Source organism: Streptomyces sp. NPDC008150 (assembly GCF_042956945.1).
In the GTDB taxonomy this organism is placed as follows: domain Bacteria; phylum Actinomycetota; class Actinomycetes; order Streptomycetales; family Streptomycetaceae; genus Streptomyces.
In genome coordinates this window covers 265,744-284,436 of record NZ_JBIBHJ010000011.1, presented here as the reverse complement: position 1 = coordinate 284,436, position 18,693 = coordinate 265,744, and the positions used below count along the sequence as shown (strand labels likewise).

The following is an 18,693-nucleotide window of genomic DNA, read 5'->3' as shown; positions in this document are numbered from 1 at the left end:
CGACCGCCGAGGCGCCTCGGCGCGGCCGGAAGTCCTTGACGGCGCGTACGGCCGGTCCGCGCGGCGGCCGGTCATGCGGGCGGCAACTTCAACAACCGCGCGGCACAGCGGTTTTGGCTCCGATCCGGGTCCGCCGGAGGTCCCGCGTCCCGTGCGCGAACGGCGCTGGATCCGGGGACGCGTCCCGGCTTACGGTGGCGCCATGAGTGATCAGCCGGAAGCACCTGGCACGCCCGTCGCTCCCGTGAAGGCCTTCGAACCCCCTTACTACGTCGCCGTGTTCACCACCGTGCGGAGCCAGGACCAGAGCGGCTACGGCGAGACCAGCGCGCGCATGGAGCAACTGGTGCGGGACGTCCCCGGGTTCCTCGGGATGGACCACGCGCAGACGCCCGGCGGCCTGGGCATCACCGTCGGATACTTCCGCGACGCGGACGCCCTCACCGAGTGGAGAACCAACGCCGAGCACCGTGCCGCACAGAGGCGCGGGCAGGCCGAGTGGTACCAGAGCTACACGCTGCACGTGGCCAGGGTGGAGCGCAGCCAGGGGTTCACGCGAACGTAGCCGACCCCCCGGCCCCTTCCCGCCGGACGCCCGGCGTCACCAGGTGCTGCCGTCGCCGCGCTCGTCCTCGGGGGTGCTCCGGATGCGCCAAACGCCGAAGCCGGCCCCGAGGGCTCCGCCCGCGACAGCCGCCACGACTCCCCACATGTCGCTGCCCGAGAGCCCCGCGACCAGGAGGGCTGCCGCCAGGGCGCCGATCATGAGGTACATGAGGATGATGAAGCCGGCGGCGAGATACCGGTTCCGCAGGGGCGACATGCCGCCGTCGCTCACCGCCCCGCTCCCGCGGCGACGTCCGCGCGGAGCGCCAGCGGGAGGCTCCGGCCGCGCGAGCCGGGGCGACTCCCCGGAACGCCCCTGTGTGTCAACTGCGCGCTGCGACAGTGCCGTTGCACGAGACCCTCGATTCGCTCGGCCGATGCGGCGATTCGTTCGCCCTCCTGCCGTGTGCCCCCGAACGGAGGGGACAGCCGGGGGCGAAGGTGCGAGCCCGGGTGACGACACCGCCACGTGCCACCGCAAGAACCCGGCCGGTGGGCGGGGCGACCCGACGGCGCCGTCGACGAGTGGTCGGCTCCCGTCACGCGGTCTCCCGACGCGTTGGGGGCGGCGTTCGTGGGCGCCGGGGACCCGCACGCGCCGGTGACGGGGCGGCGGCCGTCAGTGTCGTGCCGCTGCGGCGTAGGTCCGGAGGAACTCCGCCTCCACGTGGGCCATGTGCTGCATCTCGGTGGGGTCGACGCTCTCGTTCGGCGCGTGGATGAGGCAGCGGGGCTCCTCGACCCCCATGAGGATGATCTCCGCGTCCGGGTAGGTGTCGGCGAGGACGTTGCACAGCGGGATCGAGCCGCCCTGCCCGAGGTAGGCCAGGGGTTTGCCGTACACGTGGCGCACCGCCGTGTCGAGGGTGCGGTAGGCCGGGCCGTCGGTCGCCGCGCGGAAGGGGGCACCGCTGCTCTCCGGCTCGACGGTGAGCCGGGTACCCCAGGGGATCGCGTCGGTGAGATGACGGGTCAGGGCGTCCAGCGCGGCGTCCGGTTCCGTGCCGGGCGGGATGCGGAGGCTGACGCGGGCCCGTGCGGTGGGGGGTACGGCGGCGGCCGACCCGACGACCGGCGGGCAGTCGATGCCGAGGACGGTGACGGCTGGGCGGGCCCAGAGCCGGTCCGCGACGCTTCCGGTGCCGGTGAGGCGGACGCCGTCGAGGACGCCGGCGTCCGCGCGGAACTGCTGCTCGTCGTAGCCGACACCGTCCCAGGTGCCCTCGCAGTCCAGGCCGTTGACGCGGGTGGCGCCCGTCGCGGGGTCGCGCAGCGTGGACAGCGCCTGGATCAGTGCGGCGAGGGCGTCCGGCGCCGCGCCGCCGAACATGCCGGAGTGGATCTCCCCGTCGAGGGTGTGCGCGGTGACCACGACGTTGACCATGCCGCGCAGGGTGGTGGTGGCGGTGCCCTGCCCGACGGTCGCGTTGCCGGTGTCGCACACCAGCAGGACGTCCGCCACGAACTCCTCGGGGTGCGCGGCGACGTAGCTCTCCAGGCCGCCCGTGCCCTGCTCCTCGGAGCCCTCGGCGACGAACCGGATGCCGACCGGCAGGTCCTCGCCGAGGGCCCGCAGGGCGGTGAGGTGCATGACGATGTTGCCCTTGCAGTCGGCGGCGCCGCGCCCGTACCACCGGCCGTCGCGCTCGGTGAGGGTGAACGGCGGTGTCCGCCAGGCGTCGTCGTCCAGCGGGGGCTGAACGTCGTAGTGGCAGTAGAGCAGGACCGTGGGGGCACCGGGCGGTGGCGGCCGGTGGCCGACGACGGCGTCGCTGCCGTCCGGCGTCCGGACCAGCCGGACGTCGGAGAGGCCGGCGTCGGTGAACGCTGAGGCGACCCACAGGGCGGCCCGCCGGCAGTCCTCCGGCGGGTACTGGCGGGGATCGGCCACCGAGGGGATGGCGACGAGTTCAGCCAGGTCGGTCCGCGCGCGGGGCATCAGGGCGGCCACCCGGGCCGCGAGACCGGCGCCGGTGTCGCGGTCGTTCACGTCGTTCACGTCGTTCACGTCGTTCACGTCGTTCACGTCGTTCACGTCGTTCTCGTCGTCCACGTTGTTCTCGTCGTTCACGGTCTAGCGCCTCACCGTCGCGTCGGTCTTCAGGTCGTCGATCTTGTCCTGGACCTTGTGGAGCTTGTCCGGACAGTAGATGTCGAGGATCTTGGCCTCGGCCCGCAGCGCCCGCCCGTCGCCGATGACGGGACGCTGGCCGACGAACGCGGCTCCGTTGGAGACGTTGATCTTCCAGAGGGCGGACTTCAGCGCGCCGGCGGGGTCGTCGCAGACGATGCCCCCGTCGTTGCCCAGGGCGCGGGTGATCGTCCCGGTGTCGGGGCGCGGGTAGCCGGCGGCGACGGCCGCGTCGGCGAGCCGGTCGGCCTTCTCCGTGGCCTCGTTGCCGGTGGTGACGTTCTCGTAGCGGACGACCCCGACGACCGCCAGCGCGACCAGCAGGGCGAGCGCGCCGGCGTACAGCCACCGGTGTTCGGACGCGAAGCGGGTGGGGCTCATGCGGCACCGCCTCCCTGACCGGCCCCGGCGGGGGCGTCTGCGTTCTGGGTGCGCCAGGACGGCTTGCGCAGCTTGAGGAAGGCGTACGGGACGAGGAGGCCGAGAATGATCAGGCCGCCGGCGATGACGCCGACGTAGGCCCAGACGCTGCCGTTGCCGAACTGCGAAGGCGGCACGAACCCGATGACGAGGGCCGCCATGGACGCCAGCAGTCCGACGGTGCACAGCAGGGGGAGGGCCGGTACCCGGTAGCCGCGGGGGTGGTCCGGCTGCAGTTTCCGCAGGCGCATCGCGGCGACGAACATCAGCAGGTACACGATCAGGTACACCTGCGTGGTGATGGTGGAGAAGATCCAGTACACGTTGGACACGTTCGGGATCAGCGCGTACATCAGGGCGATGACGGTGGTGACGACGCCCTGGGTCACCAGGATGTTCTGCTGGATGCCGTTCTTGTTGAGCTTCTGCAGGTAGGGAGGCAGGTAGCCCTCGCTGCGAGAGATCTCCAGGAGGCCCTTGGAGGGGCCGGCGAGCCAGGTGAGCATTCCGCCGAGGGCCGCGGCGACCAGCATCACGGCGGCGATCGGGGTGAGCCAGCCCACGTGGAAGTGGCCGAAGAACGCGTCGAACGCCTGCATGACGCCCGCGGTGAGGCTGAGCTGGTCCGCGGGGACGACCCAGCTGATCGCGAGCGCCGGAAGGATGAAGATGAGGAGGACCAGGCCCATGGCCAGGAACATCGACTTCGGGTATTCCTTGGCCGGGTTCTTCAGCGAGGAGACGTGGACGGCGTTCATCTCCATGCCCGAGTAGGACAGGAAGTTGTTGACGATCAGCACCAGGCTCGCGAGCCCCGTCCATGCCGGCATCAGGTGACTGGCCGACATGGGAGCGGCGGAGGCGTTGCCCTGTCCGAGGAACACCATGCCCAGCACGACCAGGACCACCCCGGGTACCAGCGTGCCGATGATCAGCCCCCAGGACGACAGGCCGGCCAGGGCCTTGGTCCCGCGCGAGGAGACCCAGACGCCGGTCCAGTAGAGCACCATGATCACGATCGCGGTGTAGACGCCGTTGGAGGCCAGCGCCGGGTCGATGACGTACGAGATCGTGCTCGCGACGAAGGCCAGCAGACTCGGGTAGTAGAAGATCGTCATCGCGAACTGGCACCAGACAGCGAGGAATCCCAGCGGCTTGGACAGGCCCTCGCTCACCCAGCGGTACACGCCCCCGGGCCAGCCCGAGGCGAGTTCCGCGGACACCAGCGCGGTCGGCAGCAGGAAGACGACCGCGGGGACCAGGTAGAGGAAGACGCATGCCAGGCCGTAGACGGCCATGGTCGGTGCCGCGCGAAGGCTCGCCACCGACGACGTCGTCATCAGCGCGAGCGTGACCCAGGTGATCAGCGGAGTGGCGGGCCGGGCCTTCGCCGTCTCCCGCGCCGTACGGCTCCGCGGTCGCGGAGTGTCGGCCGGCAGGTCCATCGAACTCACAGCGCCCTCCCTCTTTTCGGGGATCGGCGCGGCCGACGACCGGCGACGCCAATCCACCGTCAGCTTCGGGCGCGGGTGGCGCGGCGGCACGCTCGCACGGCTGAACGGGTGAGAGCCTCCGTCGACCGGGGCCGGTCGTCCGCGGCAGGCGTTGGGGGAGCGGCAGGCGTCGGGGGAGCGGCAGGCGTCGGGGGACCGGCGGGATGCGCGCGGCGCCGTATCGTCCGGGAAGAGGTCATGATCGGGCGAGGTCGGCCCGGCGGGCGGTCAGGGTGGCGCCGGTCATCAGCCCCAGGGCGATGGCGGTGACGATCGTGACGAGTTTCAGCAGATCGGTGAATCCGGCGACGACGTGACCGCCCGCCAGGGTGGTCAGCCCGCGCATACCCAGCGAGCCGACGGTCAGGGTGAAGAAACCGGGCAGCAGCAGCACCAGGCGCGGCGGGCCGGCGGGGCGCCGCGCCAGCACATTGGCCACCCCCGCGAGGACCACGGCGGCGACGAACGTCCCCGCTGTCTCGCCCGCGGCCTTCGTCGCTAGGGACTGCACGCCCACGGTGAGATACACGAGCAGCAACAGCGCCGGCAGCAGCCGCGCCGGGACGGCGAAGGCAAGCACGGTCCCCACCGTGAAGACCACCCAGCCGCAGAAGAGCGCCCACCGCGGCAGGTCGGACACCGCCGCCACGTCGAACAGCCGCCGCGTCGAGGAACCCGTCACCGCCAGGCCCAGCAGGACTCCCACGTACAACTGGACCAGCAGGAACACCGCGTACACCAGACGGATCGCCCCGGTGGTCATCAGCCCGGCGCCCAGTTCGGCGGCAGCCGCGCTCAGATAGTCGCCGGGCACGAAGAAGAACAGGGCCGGCAGCATCAGCAGGACCGGCCCGCCGTGCGTGGCGTCCCGCGCGAAGACCTCCATCGTCACGACGGAGACGAGCGTGGCGGCCACCAGGGGGAGCAGTTTGGCCAGGCGCGGCAGCCGGTCCGCGGCAACGGCCAGGACGGCGGAGAGGGCGGCGAGTACGGCCGTGGAACCGATCTCGTACCACGTGGGCTGCATCAGCGGAGCGAACCCCAGGGCGAACAGAGCGATGCCGACCGTCTTCGCCCACCAGGGGTAGGGCGCGCGTCCGTGCAGGATCTGCCGCAGCCGCCGGCCGGCACGGGCAGCCGGGAGTCCGCCCGCGCACATCTCCTCGACCAACGGCTTGAGAGCCACCATCCGGTCGAGGCGGAACACCTCCGGCACCGCCCGTACGGCGACCGTCACCGTTTCCGTCACCGTCAGCGTCATCGCGCCGTCCGTACCGGCACCGGCACCGACGGCCACGACCGCCCCGTCCGGAACCAGCACGAGCGAGACCTGGTGCCCGTACGCCTCGGCAACTCTCCGCGCCCACGGCTCGATCAGGTGGGCCCCTTCGCCGGAGGAGGCAAGGAGGGTCCGCACGAGGCCGGCGACAAGGTCCACCACCTCTGCGTCCGGACCGCGTGCGTCCCCGGCCGTCGTCATCACTTCGTTCACACCCACGGTGCATCCTCGCAACGACCGCCCGGAACAGGAGTACCGCCACGCACGCCGGACGCGATCCGGCGCCGGAACACCTCCCGGCCGCCTGCGCACGAGGCCGCCGACTCGCCCGCCCGCGACCCCCGCGCCCGCGTCGTCCGTACCTGACGTGAGGAGGGCCGATGGCTGATCGGGGCGGTCGGCAGGACGGTGCCCGGGAGCGTCCGACACCATGGGGCATGCTCTCCGACGACTGGCAACTCACCGACGACGTCGACGACTTCCTCGCTCGGGCGGGGGGATTCCTGCGCTCGCGGCCCGCCTTGCACAACACGCCGTTGACCGACATCGAGGAACTGCGCACACGTGCGGCGGCCCTGAACGGCCCGGATGCCGCCGCCTTCGGTTGGCTGGAGGCGGGGGGCGAGGTGCGGGCGGCCTGCTACCGAACTCCGCGCGGCCGCTTGGGTCTTACGTATCTCGATGCCTCTCGTGCCGACTCCCTCGCCGCCCGGCTGGCCGATCTCGGCCAGACCCCCGGCCACGTCATCGCGGACCGTGACACCGCTCGTGCCTTCGCCGGGGCATGGCGGCAACGTACGGGAGCGGCGGCGGAGCGGTCCTGGTGGACACATCTCTACCGCCTCGGCACGCTCACCCCGCCGCAGCCGGCCCCGCAGGGCCGGGGCCGCGTCGCGGGGCCCGAGGACCGTGACCAAGTCGTGGGCTGGTGCCGCGAGTTCTGTGTCGAGGTCGGGGAGCAGCGGTCGCTCGACCTGATCGACGCCGGCTCCTGGGACGACTCGCGTTTCGGCGACAGGCACTTCACGTTCTGGGAGACGGCGGAGGGCGCCCCGGGGTCGATGGCCGCCAGGACGTCGGTGATCGGCGGCATGGTCCGGGTGGACCCGGTCTACACCCCCGCCCGCCTCCGCGGTCACGGCTACGCGGCCGGGGTCACGGTCGAGATCAGCAGGGCCGCGCTGAACGCCGGGGCGACGGACGTCGTCCTGTTCACGGATCCCGGCAACCCCACCAGCAACGCCCTGTACCAGCGCGTCGGTTACGTCCACGTCGCCGACTTCGAGGGGTACAGGTTCACCTACGACGCGCCGCGCGCCGAGGGGGTCTGACGCCGCGGACGGCGCCAGACTCCTTGGCGGAGAGCGACCGGCGCAGGCCGGCGTGTCGACTGGAGGGCATGGACCGTCCTTCTGCGAGGGGGGAACTGCTGCCCACCCTGTGATCCCCCGCGGGCCCGGCATCAGGGTGCGGTCCGACCGGGTGACGAGAAGCGGCGCGCGGCGATCGCCTGTGGCGGTCGGTCCTCTCGGCACGGGACCCGCGAGGGTCGACCGCGGAGTGGCGGGTGCGGGTTCCCGCATCCGCTTCCGCCCGTCCGCCTGTCCGCCTGTCCGTCCGTCCGTTCTCAGTCGTCGTCGTGCCCGGTGATGAACGCCGTCAGCGCGGCGGCGACCGCGTCGGGCTGTTCGTCGGGGATGAAGTGTCCTGCGTCCGGCACGACGGTCCCGGTGGCGTGCTCGGCCCACGGCCGCAGGGAAGCTCCCATGTCCGGCACGGAGCCGTGGCTGCTGGAGATCCCCAGGACCGGGATGTCCAGGCGCTGTTGTGCGAGCGCCTCGTGGTTCAGCCGTGCCGACTTCGCGGCGTCCCGGTAGTAGGCCAGCGATGCGCGCAGGCCCCCGGGGGCCGCGACGGACGCGGCGTACTGCTCCAGCTCGGCGTCGTCGAAGGTGCCGGGGGAGAGGGACTTGGCCTTGAGGAACCAGTCGACGTACTCGCGTTCGCGGCCGGTGAGCAGTGTCTCGGGCAGGTCGGGCACGAGGTGGAAGGCGAAGTGCCAGGTTTTCCAAGCCTGTTCGGGGTCGGTCGGAATGGCGTCGGGGAGCGTGATGCCCGGGATGCCGGCGTCGAGCAGCGCCAGGCCGTGCAGTCGGCTCGGGTACTTCAGGGCGAGGGAGAAGGCGACCCATGCGCCGATGTCGTGGGCGGCCAGCCAGTACTTCGGGACTCCCAGCGCCGTGACCGCGGCGTGGACGTGCGCGGCGGCCGTGTGCGTGTCGTAGCTGATGTCCGGGCGCGCGGAGTGGCCCTGGCCGGGCAGGTCGACCGCGATGACGTGGAACTGGTCGGCCAGGGCCGGCATCACCTTGCGCCAGGCCCACCAGGTCTGCGGGAACCCGGCGAGCAGCACGACGGCCGGGCGGTCCGGCCGGCCGCCCTCGACCGCGTGCAGCCGGACACCGTCCGCGTCGACCCAGTGGTGGGTGAACCCGGCCGGCTCCGGCGCGGGCAGCGGCAGGTCGCGGACCGGGTTGCCGGAGATGGGGGAGGGGTGTGCGGGGTCGCTCATGGTGGCCGTCCACGGGTGTGAGGTGTGGTGCCGGTGCGCCGAAGGTGCCGGGCGGACCGGTGATCGGTTTTCACCTTAACCCATCTTGAACTGAATGGTTCAAGATGGGATGCTGGTCCCACCGAGGTCTCGCCGGGGCCTCGTCGAAATGACGGACGCGAGGGAAGTGCGGCATGGCGGGCAAGAAGCGGTTCGACGTCGCCACGGCGCTCGATGCCGCGATGATCCAGTTCTGGCGGGCCGGCTACGCGGACACGTCGGTGGACGACCTCTCCCGGGCGACCGGACTCAACCGCAGCTCCATCTACTCCTCCCTCGGGGACAAGGACACGCTCTTCACGGCCTGCCTGGAGCGCTACAGCACGCGCTACGGAGCGAAGTACGACGCCGCGCTGTCCTGTGCCGCCGACCGGCCCCTGGCGGCCGTGCGGGCGTTCTTCGACGTCACCCTGGAGCGCATCGCGGATCCCGGCCTGCCCGACGGATGCCTCGTCGCCCAGACCGTCATGGCGACGCCCGTGCTGAGCGTGGGCGTGGCGGCGCGCGCCCGGGAGGCGATCGGCTTCCAGCACACCCGGCTGTGCGGCGCGTTGAAGGCCGGACGGCTGAGCGACGAGGCGGCCGCTTCCTACGCGATCCACCTCGCGGCGGTGAACCAGTCCCTCGCCGTCATGAGCAGGGCCGGAGCGGGCGCGGAGCAGTTGCGCGGCATCGTCGACGTGACCCTCGACGCCCTCGCGGGGCCCCTCGGCGCGAGGGGCTGAGACCTCCGGCGCGCTCGACCTCCCTTCTGGCCGGGGGGAACGCGCGGGCGGGACGTCCTTGGCCGGGTCTCCGCCCGGGGGTCCGGCGTCTCGCGGGGAGCCGGGGTCCTCGCTGCCGAGTACCCGCCCGCACGCGCTGCACTAGCATGGGCAAATGTCGCATTGTGCGACAAAGGACTCTCGGGATCGACTGTCGTCGGCGGTCGTCGGCGGACCGGGGAGGAGCCTTGTGAGCACCTCGCGCCCCGTCGTCGGGCTGCCGGGCGGCGACACCACGGCCCGAACCGGTGAGGACTGGCTGGACCAGCCCCTGACCGGCCTGGTCCGCCGCACCGGTGCCTCGGTCGGGATGATCTTCCTGCTGCCGCCCGGACAGCGGATGCTGCGCCTGGCCGCGGTCTCCGGTGCCTCCCCGGAGATCGCCATGCCGTGGAGCGGGATCCCGCTCGACGCCGAGCTGCCGATTCTGGACGCGATGCGGCACCGCCGGCTGTTCTGGGTGGAGAGCCAGGAGGACATGGCGCGCCGCTATCCCCGGCTGGGGCTCCTGCTGCCGTACGAGTTCATGCTGGCGGCGGCGCCGGTGGCGTCCGGTCGTGTGGTGTGGGGCGGGGTGGTGCTGCTCTTCCCGGTCTGGCACCCGTCGCGGCCGAGCCGGCGTGAACGGCGGATCCTGGCCGCCGCCTGCCGCGAGATCGCCTCCCTCGCCGACGGGGCCGTCGGTAGCGCCGCGCTGGAGTGCCGTACGCCCCGCTTCCTGCCGCCGCCCGCCCTGCGGCACGACGATCCGGAACGGGCGCTCGCCGCGCTCGCGTTCACCGAACGCCTCCCGATCGGATGCTGCGCCCTCGATCTGCACGGCCGGGTCACCTTCCTCAACGCCGCTGCCGCCCGCATGCTCGACGTCGGCGCGGCCCCCGTCGAGGGGCGGCGGCTGTGGGACGTGCTGCTCTGGTTGCACGACCAGGGGCTCCAGGCCCGGTACCAGGAGGCGGTGATCACCCGTATGCCGTCCTCCTTCACCGTCCTGCGGCCGCCGGACCTGCGCTTCGTCCTCCACCTCCACCCGGACGCCGGCGGCATCAGCATCAGGATCCGCCCCGAAGAACTGGACGCCGAGCCGCTCGCCGCGCCCGCGGCCCTGGCGGGACCCGACAACGCACCCGTCTTCAACCACGTGACCCACCTCGCCGCCGCTCTCGCGGAGGCGGCGAGCGTCGAGCAGGTGGCGGCCCTGGTCGCCGACCACATCGTCCCCAGCCTCGGACCGGAGGCCCTCGCGATGCTCACCAGCGTCGACGGACGGCTGCGCATCACCGGTCACCGGGGTTTCAGCGCCGACGCGACGGGCCTCTTCGACGCGGCCCCGCTCGACTCGTCCACGCCCGCGGCCCGTGTGCTGGAGACCGGGCGTCCCTCCTTCTACCCCACCTTCGGCGAACTGCGGCGCGAGTACCCGCACGCCCTGCCCGTGGACGGCATGGCCGCGTGGGCGTTCCTGCCCATGACGGCGTCCGGCCGCAAGGTCGGCACCCTCGTTCTCGCCTACCGCGGCGTCCACGGCTTCTCGCCCGCCGAACGCTCCCTGCTCACCGCGCTCGCCGGACTCGTCGCCCAGCCCCTGGACCGTGCCATGGCCGCCGAGACCGAGCGGGCCCTCGCGCACACCCTGCAAACCCACCTCCTTCCCCACTCGCTGCCCCGGCTGCCCGCTCTGGAGGTCGCCGCCCGCTACATGCCCGCACGCCACGGCATGGACGTCGGCGGCGACTTCTACGACCTGCTCACCCCCACGTCGACGACCGCGGTCGCGGCGATCGGCGACGTCCAGGGCCACAACACCACCGCCGCCGCGCTCATGGGCCAGGTCCGCACCGCCGTCCACGCCCACGCCACCATCGGCACCCCGCCCGGCGGCATCCTCGCCCGCACCAACCAGCTCCTCGCGGACCTCGACCCCGGGCTGTTCACCACCTGCCTGGTCACCCACCTCGACCTCGAACGTCACCAGGCCCGCTTCGCCAGCGCCGGCCACCCGCCGCCCCTGCTGCGCCACCCCGACGGCCGGACCGAAATCCTCGACGTCCCGCCGGGGGTCCCGCTCGGCATCCTGCCCGACGCCCGCTACGCCACCACGCGCATCCGCTTCCCGCCGGGGAGCATCCTCGTCCTCTACACCGACGGCCTCGTCGAGGTGCCCGGCCAGGACCTCGGAGAGAGCCTGCGCGACCTCGCCGGGCGGCTCTCCGGCGCCGATCCCTCCGACCTTTCCGTTCTCGCCGAAGCCCTCCTGCGGCACCCCGGGCCCCACAACGACGACACGGCCCTGCTCCTGATGCGGCTGCACGCGTCGGGGAACGCGGCACCGGCAGACCCGCGACCCTGACCGCACCGGCCGGGAGCGCCGGCGCGGCCACCGGTCGGCAGCCCTGCCGCGGCCGGCCGCGCGCGGTCGCGCCGACGCGGGAACGGCACCGACGGACGCGCGGCACGGCACGGCGCAGGGCACGAGGCACCGCGCCGTACCGCCGCCAGGTGTCACCGCCGGACGGTCACTCCGTGCGGAGTGCCGAGGCCGTGCGGATCCGCGCCGCCCAGCCGGCCGGGCCCAGCGCCCCGAGCGCGGCGACGAGCACACCGGCCGTGCCCAGCAGGAGCAGCTCCGGGGTGCTGTACACGTCGAGGACCGACGGGGGCAGGTGGGTGCTCGCGGCCGCCCCCATGACCGGCAGGACGTAGTCGTGCAGTGCCGACCCGGCGGGAACACCGATGAGTCCACCGACCACTCCGATACCCGCCACGGAGGCGAGCACGAGGCCGGTCGTCTGCCGCGGGGACATCCCCAGCGCCTTGCACACGCCCAGGTCGTGGACGCGTTCGCGGGTGTCCAGGACAACGGAGTTGAGGATTCCGAGAGCCGCCACACCGACGAGCATCAACGTCAGCAGCCCGGCCATCGCCTCGATGACGAGGAGCGTGCTCTCTCCCTGCTGCGCGGATTCGGCGAAGGCGTCACCACCGAGCGGCCCGATCACGTCGCTCAGCTTCTTCGCGAAGGCGGCGGGGGCGACCCCCGGCCCGACCTCGACGTGGAACACCCCCGGTGCCACCCCCGCGAAGCTGTCGAGATCGGCGTGCACGGACGTGCCGTCGTTCGACGTGTCGAACGCCTCGCCGACGATGCGCAGGCGCACGGTCTCCTTCTCGAAGGTCATCCGCACGCTGTCGCCGATCTCGGTGCCCGTCCGGTCCAGGAAGGCGGTGGGGACCACGATCTGGCCCCGGCCGGAGAGCCAGTGACCGGCGATCATCTCGTAGGCCCCGGGCCGGGAGTCACCCTGGTAGAGGGTGGCGCGGACTGTGCCGGAGAGGCCGGACACCGTCGCGTCCCCTTCCGCGGTGCCGTAGAAGGAGGCGGTACCGGGCTGGGCGGCGATCGCGGCACGTACCGCCGCCGGGTCGGCGGGCGGCCGGTCCGCACCGGGGGCGGGAGCCTGCCGGGAGCCCGACGGACCCTGCTGCGCAGCCGGAGCGGCGCCCGGTGCCGGGCCGGAACGGCCGGTGATGGCGGTGACGTCGGCGCGGTTCTCCGGATCCTGCGCGGCGGCCACCGCGTTGAGGGACTGGGTCAGCCCCACCGCGAACGTCGCGGCCACCGTCCCGAAGGTCACCGCGAGCACCATCGCGACGGCACGGACGGGATGGGCGAAGGGGCTCGCGAGACCGTACGTCAGCGGCCGGGGCAGCGGAAGGCGGCCGGCGGCGCGGTGCGCCCACCGCCCGCGCGCGGTGCGTGGCGCGCGGCCGACGGCGATCGCCTCGATGGTGTGCAGCCGCCCGGCACGCAGTGCGGGCACGAGCGCCGCGATCCCCACGACGAGCAGCGCGCACGCCGGCACCGCGACGTCCACCCACCAGGCGACCGACAGCGAGGCCGTGCCGTACACGGACTCGGTGTCGTGGAGCAGCGGCAGGGCCAGCAGGTTGCCGAGGACGACCCCGAGCACGATGCCCGCGCTCGCGGGGATCAACGCCTGGGCGACGTAGGCCCGTACGACCTCGCGCGGGGTGAACCCGATGGCCTTGAGGATGCCGATCCTGCGCAGGCTGGTGCCGACGGCACCGCTGACCACACTGCCGACGATGATCACGGACATGCTGATGCCGAGCACACCGAAGGCGAACAGGAAGGGAATCGTCACCGCCGCGCCCCGGTCGGCGCGGTGCTTGGTGTCCAGCCACGACGTGGCCCCGAGCAACGCCTTGGCGGGCAGCGCGGCGGCGATCGTCCTGCGGTCCTCCGCGACGCGGGACTTCGTCCCGGCCGAGTCGAATCGGTAGAGCATCTGGTTCGTGAGGACCGCCCCGTCGGCGGCCAGGGCCCTGACCCCACCCGGGGTCGTCCACACGTCGGCGCTGCGGCCGGCCGACGAGGCGAAGCCGACGACGGTCAGCGTGCGGGCGGTCGCCTCCTCGGAGCTCAGCATGGTCGAGCCGATCCGGATGTCGGGGCCGGAGAACGAGGTGGACAGCACGATCTCGCCCTGCCCGCGCGCCCAGCGGCCGGACTTGAGGTCCAGGCGGTCGACGGCGGATCCCCGGTCGGGGCGTCCCACCAGGGTCAGGGCGGGAAGGTGTCCGCCCCTGCCGTCGACGGGACTGATCGTCGTGGCCGGGAACGGTCCCGCGGTCGCGGTGACCCCCTTCAGGCGCCGGGTTGCGGCGAGTTGGGCCGTGCTCGCCCGGTCCGGGTCGAACGAGGCGACGAGGTGCGGGCCGTGCCCGCTTGCGAAGGCGTGGTCGAAGGGGGCGTTCGTGGCGACGAGGAGGGACCCGGCGACCACGGCCGACGCCACGGCCATCATCGTGGCCACGGCGATCACCAGCGTCTGGACCCGGCGCCTGCCGACCCCGGAGCGCACCACCCGCCCGAGGGCACCGCTGCCGAAACGGATCATCGGACGGCCTCCGCCCGGGTGTCGAGGGCGACCCGGCCGTCGACGAGGTGGATGGTGCGCTGCGCGCACGCGCGGGCCAGCTCCAGGTCGTGGGTGACCAGGACGACGGTCTGACCGCCGCGGTGCAGGTCCACGAGCAGCTCACGGACGTCCTGCCCCGACGCGGTGTCCAGCGCGCCGGTCGGTTCGTCGGCGAGCAGGAGGGCGGGACGGTTCACCAACGCCCGTGCCACCGCCACCCGTTGACGCTCGCCGCCGGAAAGCCTCCCGGGGTAGGCACGGGCGTGCTTCTGAAGGCCCAGCACGTCCATCAACTCCCCGGCGCGGGAGGCCGCGGCCCGCCGGGAGGTACCGGTCAACTGGGCGGGAAGCCGGATGTTGTCGAGGACGGTGAGATCGTCGAGCAGGTTGAAGAACTGGAAGACCATGCCCACCTGGGTGCGGCGGTACCGGGCCAGTGCGTGTTCGCTCAACCTGTCGATGCGCCGCCCGGCCACGGTCACGGTGCCGTCGGTCGGCCGGTCCAGGCCGGCCACGAGGTTGAGCAGCGTGGACTTGCCGCTGCCCGACGGGCCCGTCACCGCGACGGCCTCGCCCTCGGCCACCGTGAGGTCCACCGGGCCCAGCGCCGGGACGTCGGTGCCTCCGTACCGCTTGGCCACGCCCACGAGTTCGATCACCTGAGTCATAAGTGTTCGTCCATTCCTCGGAGTTGTCGTGCGTGTGCCGGTAAGTGGCTTGCGAAGTACGTGAATTGCGGTGCGGGCGTCGGCGAGCGAGCGGCGGCGCGCGCCGGTCGAGAGGTGTCCGTCGAGCGGTGCCGGGCCGGTGGCCGGGCGCCGTCCGGTGCGACTGCGGTGACCGTACGGGCGGGCGCGGCGCCTGCGCGTCGGCCGCGGCACCGACATGCGGCCCGCCCCGAGGAGGACCGGGTCCGGGTGTCCTCCTGGAGGCGTACGCCCGGCGGACAGCGGGCTGGTCACCCAGGGGGACGCCCGTCCGGGCAACCGGACCGCACAATGTGCGGATGCAGACGGAGGATCCGTACGCGAGGCCGCGCACGGCGGGGTCGACGGGCCGGTGGGGGGAGCGGGTCCGCGACGTCCCGCGGCCGGGCCACTGGTGGCGGAGCCTGCGTGGGGCGATGCGGCCGGAGGCGGAGGAGTGGGCGCCGCTCTCCGGGCGGGCGTCGGCTGTGGACGTGGCGCTGGCGGTCGTGCTGACCGTCATCGCGCTGATCGTCGCCGCCCGCTACCCAGGCGACGGGCCAGTACAGGTCAGCCCAACCCCCGGGGGCGCGGGCACGATTCCGTCCCCGCCGGGCCTTCCCCGCCCCGGACCCCTGTACGAGCCCGAACGTTCCGTGGCGCCCTGGATCCTGGTCGTGCTGTCCGCGCTGCCGCTCGCGGCCAGGCGCCGGTGGCCGCTGCTCGCGTTCGGCGTGGTCGCGGCCGCTTCGCTGGCCATAGGGGACCGCGTCTCCTGGATCAACGTGCTCACGTGCAGTGTCGGCGCGTACGGGGCGGTCGCCCACAGCCGTTACCGGAGGCGGGCCATGGCCGCGCTGATCGTCGCCGCCGTCCTGGCGGGAGTCGCCTTCCGCGACTCGGACCCGATACTGCCCGGCTGGTCGAGTCCCGCCGTGGTGCTCCTGGTCGTGGGGGTGCTGGCCAACCTCGTCCGGCTCGGACGGCGGCGGCTCCTCGCCAGCAGGAAGCGGTTCACGGATCTTCAGCGGGCCCAGGAGGCGGCCACGCGCCGGGCGGTGGAGGAGGAGAGGGCGCGCATCGCCGCCGAACTCCACGACGTCGTCACCCACAATGTGAGCGTGATGGTCATTCAGGCGGGTGCGGCACGCAAGGTCATGGACGCGGCCCCGGAGCGGTCCAAGGCGGCGCTCCTGGCGGTGGAGGCCGGCGGGCGCGCGGCCATGGCCGAACTCCGGCACGTGATGGGTCTGCTCGCGGGACCCGGCGCGGGGACGGGTGCGCGACCGGACACGGCCGCGGGCGGCGGCACTCCCGCCGACGGCCTCGAACCGCAGCCCGGCGTCGGACAGCTCGACGCCCTCGTCGAGCGGGTGCGCGCGGCGGGGACGCCGGTCGCCCTCACCGTGACCCTCCCGCCCCTGCCGCTGCCGCCCGGTGTGGAACTCACGGTGTACCGCGTCGTGCAGGAGGCGCTCACCAACACGATCAAGCACGCCGCGGGTGCCGCCGCGACCGTGACCCTCGGGTTCGCCGGTGCATGGCTGGAGATCGAGGTCACCGACACCGGAGCGGTCGCGGATTCCGGCGGGGGTCCGGACGCCCCGCCGGTGGACGGCAACGGCCGCGGGTTGATCGGGCTGCGCGAGCGGCTCGCGCTCTACGGCGGCGAACTCACCGCCGGTCCCGCCCCCGACGGCGGCTACCGGGTCTCGGCCCGCGTCCCGTGGGAGGCGCCGTGAGGGAGCCCGCGCCCCTGCGGGCCGTCATCGCCGACGACCAGGCGCTGGTGCGCACGGGGTTCGGGATGATCCTGGCCGCCGACGGCATCGAAGTGACGGCGGAGGCGGCGGACGGCCACGAGGCGGTCGACGCCGTCCGGCGCACCCGGCCCGACGTCGTCCTCATGGACGTCCGCATGCCGAACATGGACGGCATCGAGGCCACCCGGCGCATCCTCGCGGACGGTCCCGACGCGACCGGCGGCCGCGACGGCACCCGCGTCATCATCCTCACCACGTACGACCTCGACCACTACGTGTACGCGGCGCTCACCGTCGGGGCGAGCGGCTTCCTGCTGAAGGACGTCACTCCCGAACACCTCGTGGCCGCCGTGCGTCTCGTGCGCTCGGGCGACGCCCTGCTCGCGCCCACGATCACCCGGAGGCTGATCGAGCGCTTCGCTCGGCGCCGGGATTCCCCGCCGGCCGGTCCGCACGCCGACCTGTCCGAGCTGACCGCCCGTGAACTGGAAGTGCTGGGGCTGCTGGCGACGGGTCTGAGCAACGCTGAACTCGCCGACCGCCTCTTCCTCAGTCCGACCACCGTCAAGACGCACGTCGGCCGCATCCTGTCGAAGCTCGGCCTGAGGGACCGGGTCCAGGCCGTGGTACTCGCCTACGAGAGCGGCCTGGTCTCCCCGCGCAGCCGACCCGACTGAGAGGTCTCGCGAACGCGCCGAGGCCGCGCGGTCCCGCCCGGCGGTACGGGCGGCGATGCTCCGCGGTGCGTCCGCCGGCCGCGCCGGGCTACGGTTCCGGGTGCCGCTCCGGCTCCGCCGCCTCCGGCAGCACGGGGCGCATGAAGGTGCGTTCGTAGCGCAGTACGCAGTTGCTCTCGTCCCTGATGCGGTCCGCCTCGACGAACTCGGGGTCCTGGCCGAACCGTTCGCGGTACCGCTCGTACGCGGCGAGGCTCGGGAAGCTGAACAGCGCGAGCGCGATGTCGCTGGCGCCCTCCGCCGGGAGGAAATAGCCGTGGTGCGTGCCGCCGTGCTGGTTGACGAGCTGCATCCAGCGGCGGCCGAACCGTTCGAACTCCTCGGTCTTCGCCGGATCGATCACGTAGTTCACCACACAGGTAATCACCCGACGCATCGTAGGCACCCGGCGGCCGCCCGGCCCGGAGTTCGTCGGGAGAAGGGGGTGCCGTGCGGGGCCGGCGTGAGTGGTCCGTGCGGGGTGCGACCCCACACGTCGTCCGAAACGTTTGCGGCGAAGGACGGAGCAAGTGCGGCCCACCGTGATCGGCGACGGTCACCGGAACTCACACTTCCGGTCATCCGGGCTCCCCGGTTGTCCCTCCCCGGAGTCGCGGGGAGGATGTGCCGCATGGCTCCAGAGGTTTTCAAGTTGCTTGCCGAGGCACACGAGTACCTGCTCACCGTCGTACGGGGCGTGCCGGACGACGCCTGGGAACGGCGGACTCCGTGCACCGAGTGGACGGTGCGCCAGGTGTTCAACCACGCGCTTCTCGACCAGCAGGCGCTGGTCATGCAGATCACCGGTACACCTCCCGCCGAGGACCCCTTCGCACCCAGTGACACCGTGGCGGACGACCCGGCGGCGCAGCTGGTGCCCGTGCTGGAGGCTGCGGCACGGGCGTGGGAGTCGGGAGCGGACGCCGACACCGTGCCGACGCCGATGGGGCCGATGCCGGCCCGGTCGGGTGCCGCCGCGGCCGCCCTGGACGCGGCGCTCCACGCGTGGGACATCGCGGTGGCGACCGGGCAGGACGACCTGCCGTTGCCGGAGGACGTGGCCGAGGGACTGGAAGGCATCGCGGCGCAACTGGTCGACTTCGTCCGCGACTCCTTCGGGAAGTACGCACCCCCGGTGACCCCGCCGCCCGGCGCCGGTCACGCGGACAGGCTCCTCGCCTTCAGCGGCCGCGACCCCCGCTGGACCCCCTGACCGCCTGACCCCCTGACCCCGGCCGGGCTTCCGGAGAGCGGAAGCCCGGCGAACGGGCCGTGTCCGGTGGA

General features: G+C 73.0%; 16 protein-coding genes. 7 read left to right on the top strand and 9 right to left on the bottom strand.

Annotation, left to right across the window (positions count from 1 at the left end):
- Positions 1-202 precede the first annotated feature (202 nt).
- Positions 203-565: an antibiotic biosynthesis monooxygenase gene (locus tag ACFZA0_RS26305; protein ID WP_391021324.1), complete on the top strand. Its 363-nt coding sequence runs from the start codon at positions 203-205 to the stop codon at positions 563-565.
- 36 nt (positions 566-601) lie between these two features.
- Here ACFZA0_RS26305 and ACFZA0_RS26300 read toward each other — a convergent pair whose 3' ends face one another.
- The 5 genes from ACFZA0_RS26300 to ACFZA0_RS26280 all read right to left on the bottom strand — a co-directional run bounded on the left by ACFZA0_RS26300 (position 602) and on the right by ACFZA0_RS26280 (position 6,148).
- Entirely contained in the window at positions 602-838 is a 237-nt protein-coding gene (locus tag ACFZA0_RS26300; protein ID WP_391021322.1) for a hypothetical protein, read from the bottom strand.
- 387 nt (positions 839-1,225) lie between these two features.
- Positions 1,226-2,596 carry a M20/M25/M40 family metallo-hydrolase gene (locus ACFZA0_RS26295; RefSeq protein ID WP_391021388.1) on the bottom strand — a complete coding sequence of 457 codons (1,371 nt, stop codon included), beginning with the start codon at positions 2,594-2,596 and terminating at the stop codon, positions 1,226-1,228.
- An 84-nt stretch (positions 2,597-2,680) separates the two neighbouring features.
- On the bottom strand, positions 2,681-3,118 hold the full coding sequence (locus ACFZA0_RS26290) for a hypothetical protein (protein ID WP_391021320.1): 438 nt from the start codon (positions 3,116-3,118) through the stop codon (positions 2,681-2,683).
- Positions 3,115-4,611, bottom strand: a complete 1,497-nt coding sequence (locus ACFZA0_RS26285) for an amino acid permease (protein WP_391021318.1) — start codon at positions 4,609-4,611, stop codon at positions 3,115-3,117. Before ACFZA0_RS26285 ends, ACFZA0_RS26290 begins: the two co-directional genes overlap by 4 nt.
- Before the next feature lie 235 nt (positions 4,612-4,846).
- The gene (locus ACFZA0_RS26280) at positions 4,847-6,148 is read right to left on the bottom strand and encodes a threonine/serine exporter family protein (RefSeq protein ID WP_391021316.1); all 1,302 of its coding nucleotides are present in this window, start codon (positions 6,146-6,148) and stop codon (positions 4,847-4,849) included.
- A 218-nt stretch (positions 6,149-6,366) separates the two neighbouring features.
- On the opposite strand from ACFZA0_RS26280, the gene ACFZA0_RS26275 reads away from it, so the two are divergent.
- Positions 6,367-7,260, top strand: coding sequence for a GNAT family N-acetyltransferase (locus ACFZA0_RS26275; RefSeq protein ID WP_391021386.1), 894 nt, complete (start codon positions 6,367-6,369; stop codon positions 7,258-7,260).
- Positions 7,261-7,556: 296 nt separating this feature from the next.
- On the opposite strand, the gene ACFZA0_RS26270 is transcribed toward ACFZA0_RS26275, so the two are convergent.
- Positions 7,557-8,501, bottom strand: a complete 945-nt coding sequence (locus tag ACFZA0_RS26270) for an alpha/beta fold hydrolase (protein ID WP_391021314.1) — start codon at positions 8,499-8,501, stop codon at positions 7,557-7,559.
- 173 nt (positions 8,502-8,674) lie between these two features.
- Here ACFZA0_RS26270 and ACFZA0_RS26265 point away from each other — a divergent pair, with 173 nt between their 5' ends.
- Together ACFZA0_RS26265 and ACFZA0_RS26260 are read left to right on the top strand one after the other, a co-directional pair.
- Complete coding sequence (locus ACFZA0_RS26265; RefSeq protein ID WP_391021312.1) at positions 8,675-9,265, top strand: TetR family transcriptional regulator; 591 nt, start codon at positions 8,675-8,677, stop codon at positions 9,263-9,265.
- 229 nt (positions 9,266-9,494) lie between these two features.
- Positions 9,495-11,651, top strand: coding sequence for a SpoIIE family protein phosphatase (locus tag ACFZA0_RS26260; protein WP_391021310.1), 2,157 nt, complete (start codon positions 9,495-9,497; stop codon positions 11,649-11,651).
- Positions 11,652-11,817: 166 nt separating this feature from the next.
- Here ACFZA0_RS26260 and ACFZA0_RS26255 read toward each other — a convergent pair whose 3' ends face one another.
- Entirely contained in the window at positions 11,818-14,223 is a 2,406-nt protein-coding gene (locus ACFZA0_RS26255) for an FtsX-like permease family protein (protein ID WP_391021308.1), read from the bottom strand.
- On the bottom strand, positions 14,220-14,912 hold the full coding sequence (locus ACFZA0_RS26250) for an ATP-binding cassette domain-containing protein (RefSeq protein WP_391021306.1): 693 nt from the start codon (positions 14,910-14,912) through the stop codon (positions 14,220-14,222). Before ACFZA0_RS26250 ends, ACFZA0_RS26255 begins: the two co-directional genes overlap by 4 nt.
- Before the next feature lie 455 nt (positions 14,913-15,367).
- On the opposite strand from ACFZA0_RS26250, the gene ACFZA0_RS26245 reads away from it, so the two are divergent.
- Both ACFZA0_RS26245 and ACFZA0_RS26240 read left to right on the top strand, forming a co-directional pair.
- Entirely contained in the window at positions 15,368-16,672 is a 1,305-nt protein-coding gene (locus tag ACFZA0_RS26245) for a histidine kinase (RefSeq protein ID WP_391021384.1), read from the top strand.
- Positions 16,669-17,370 carry a response regulator gene (locus ACFZA0_RS26240; RefSeq protein WP_391021304.1) on the top strand — a complete coding sequence of 234 codons (702 nt, stop codon included), beginning with the start codon at positions 16,669-16,671 and terminating at the stop codon, positions 17,368-17,370. The genes ACFZA0_RS26245 and ACFZA0_RS26240 overlap by 4 nt, the downstream gene beginning before the upstream one ends.
- A gap of 88 nt (positions 17,371-17,458) precedes the next feature.
- Here the strand turns inward: ACFZA0_RS26240 and ACFZA0_RS26235 are convergent, their stop codons facing one another.
- Positions 17,459-17,797, bottom strand: a complete 339-nt coding sequence (locus ACFZA0_RS26235; protein WP_391021302.1) for an NIPSNAP family protein — start codon at positions 17,795-17,797, stop codon at positions 17,459-17,461.
- A gap of 243 nt (positions 17,798-18,040) precedes the next feature.
- On the opposite strand from ACFZA0_RS26235, the gene ACFZA0_RS26230 reads away from it, so the two are divergent.
- The gene (locus tag ACFZA0_RS26230; protein WP_391021300.1) at positions 18,041-18,622 is read left to right on the top strand and encodes a TIGR03086 family metal-binding protein; all 582 of its coding nucleotides are present in this window, start codon (positions 18,041-18,043) and stop codon (positions 18,620-18,622) included.
- The last annotated feature ends 71 nt before the right edge of the window (positions 18,623-18,693 follow it).

Excerpts from the sequence above, each read along its gene's own strand:
- ACFZA0_RS26270 (WP_391021314.1), bottom strand. The coding sequence starts at position 8,501 with ATGAGCGACCCCGCACACCCCTCCCCCATCTCCGGCAACCCGGTCCGC.
- ACFZA0_RS26265 (WP_391021312.1), top strand. The coding sequence starts at position 8,675 with ATGGCGGGCAAGAAGCGGTTCGACGTCGCCACGGCGCTCGATGCCGCG.
- ACFZA0_RS26255 (WP_391021308.1), bottom strand. The coding sequence starts at position 14,223 with ATGATCCGTTTCGGCAGCGGTGCCCTCGGGCGGGTGGTGCGCTCCGGG.
- ACFZA0_RS26290 (WP_391021320.1), bottom strand. The coding sequence starts at position 3,118 with ATGAGCCCCACCCGCTTCGCGTCCGAACACCGGTGGCTGTACGCCGGC.
- ACFZA0_RS26305 (WP_391021324.1), top strand. The coding sequence starts at position 203 with ATGAGTGATCAGCCGGAAGCACCTGGCACGCCCGTCGCTCCCGTGAAG.
- ACFZA0_RS26245 (WP_391021384.1), top strand. The coding sequence starts at position 15,368 with ATGCGGCCGGAGGCGGAGGAGTGGGCGCCGCTCTCCGGGCGGGCGTCG.
- ACFZA0_RS26230 (WP_391021300.1), top strand. The coding sequence starts at position 18,041 with ATGGCTCCAGAGGTTTTCAAGTTGCTTGCCGAGGCACACGAGTACCTG.
- ACFZA0_RS26250 (WP_391021306.1), bottom strand. The coding sequence starts at position 14,912 with ATGACTCAGGTGATCGAACTCGTGGGCGTGGCCAAGCGGTACGGAGGC.
- ACFZA0_RS26275 (WP_391021386.1), top strand. The coding sequence starts at position 6,367 with ATGCTCTCCGACGACTGGCAACTCACCGACGACGTCGACGACTTCCTC.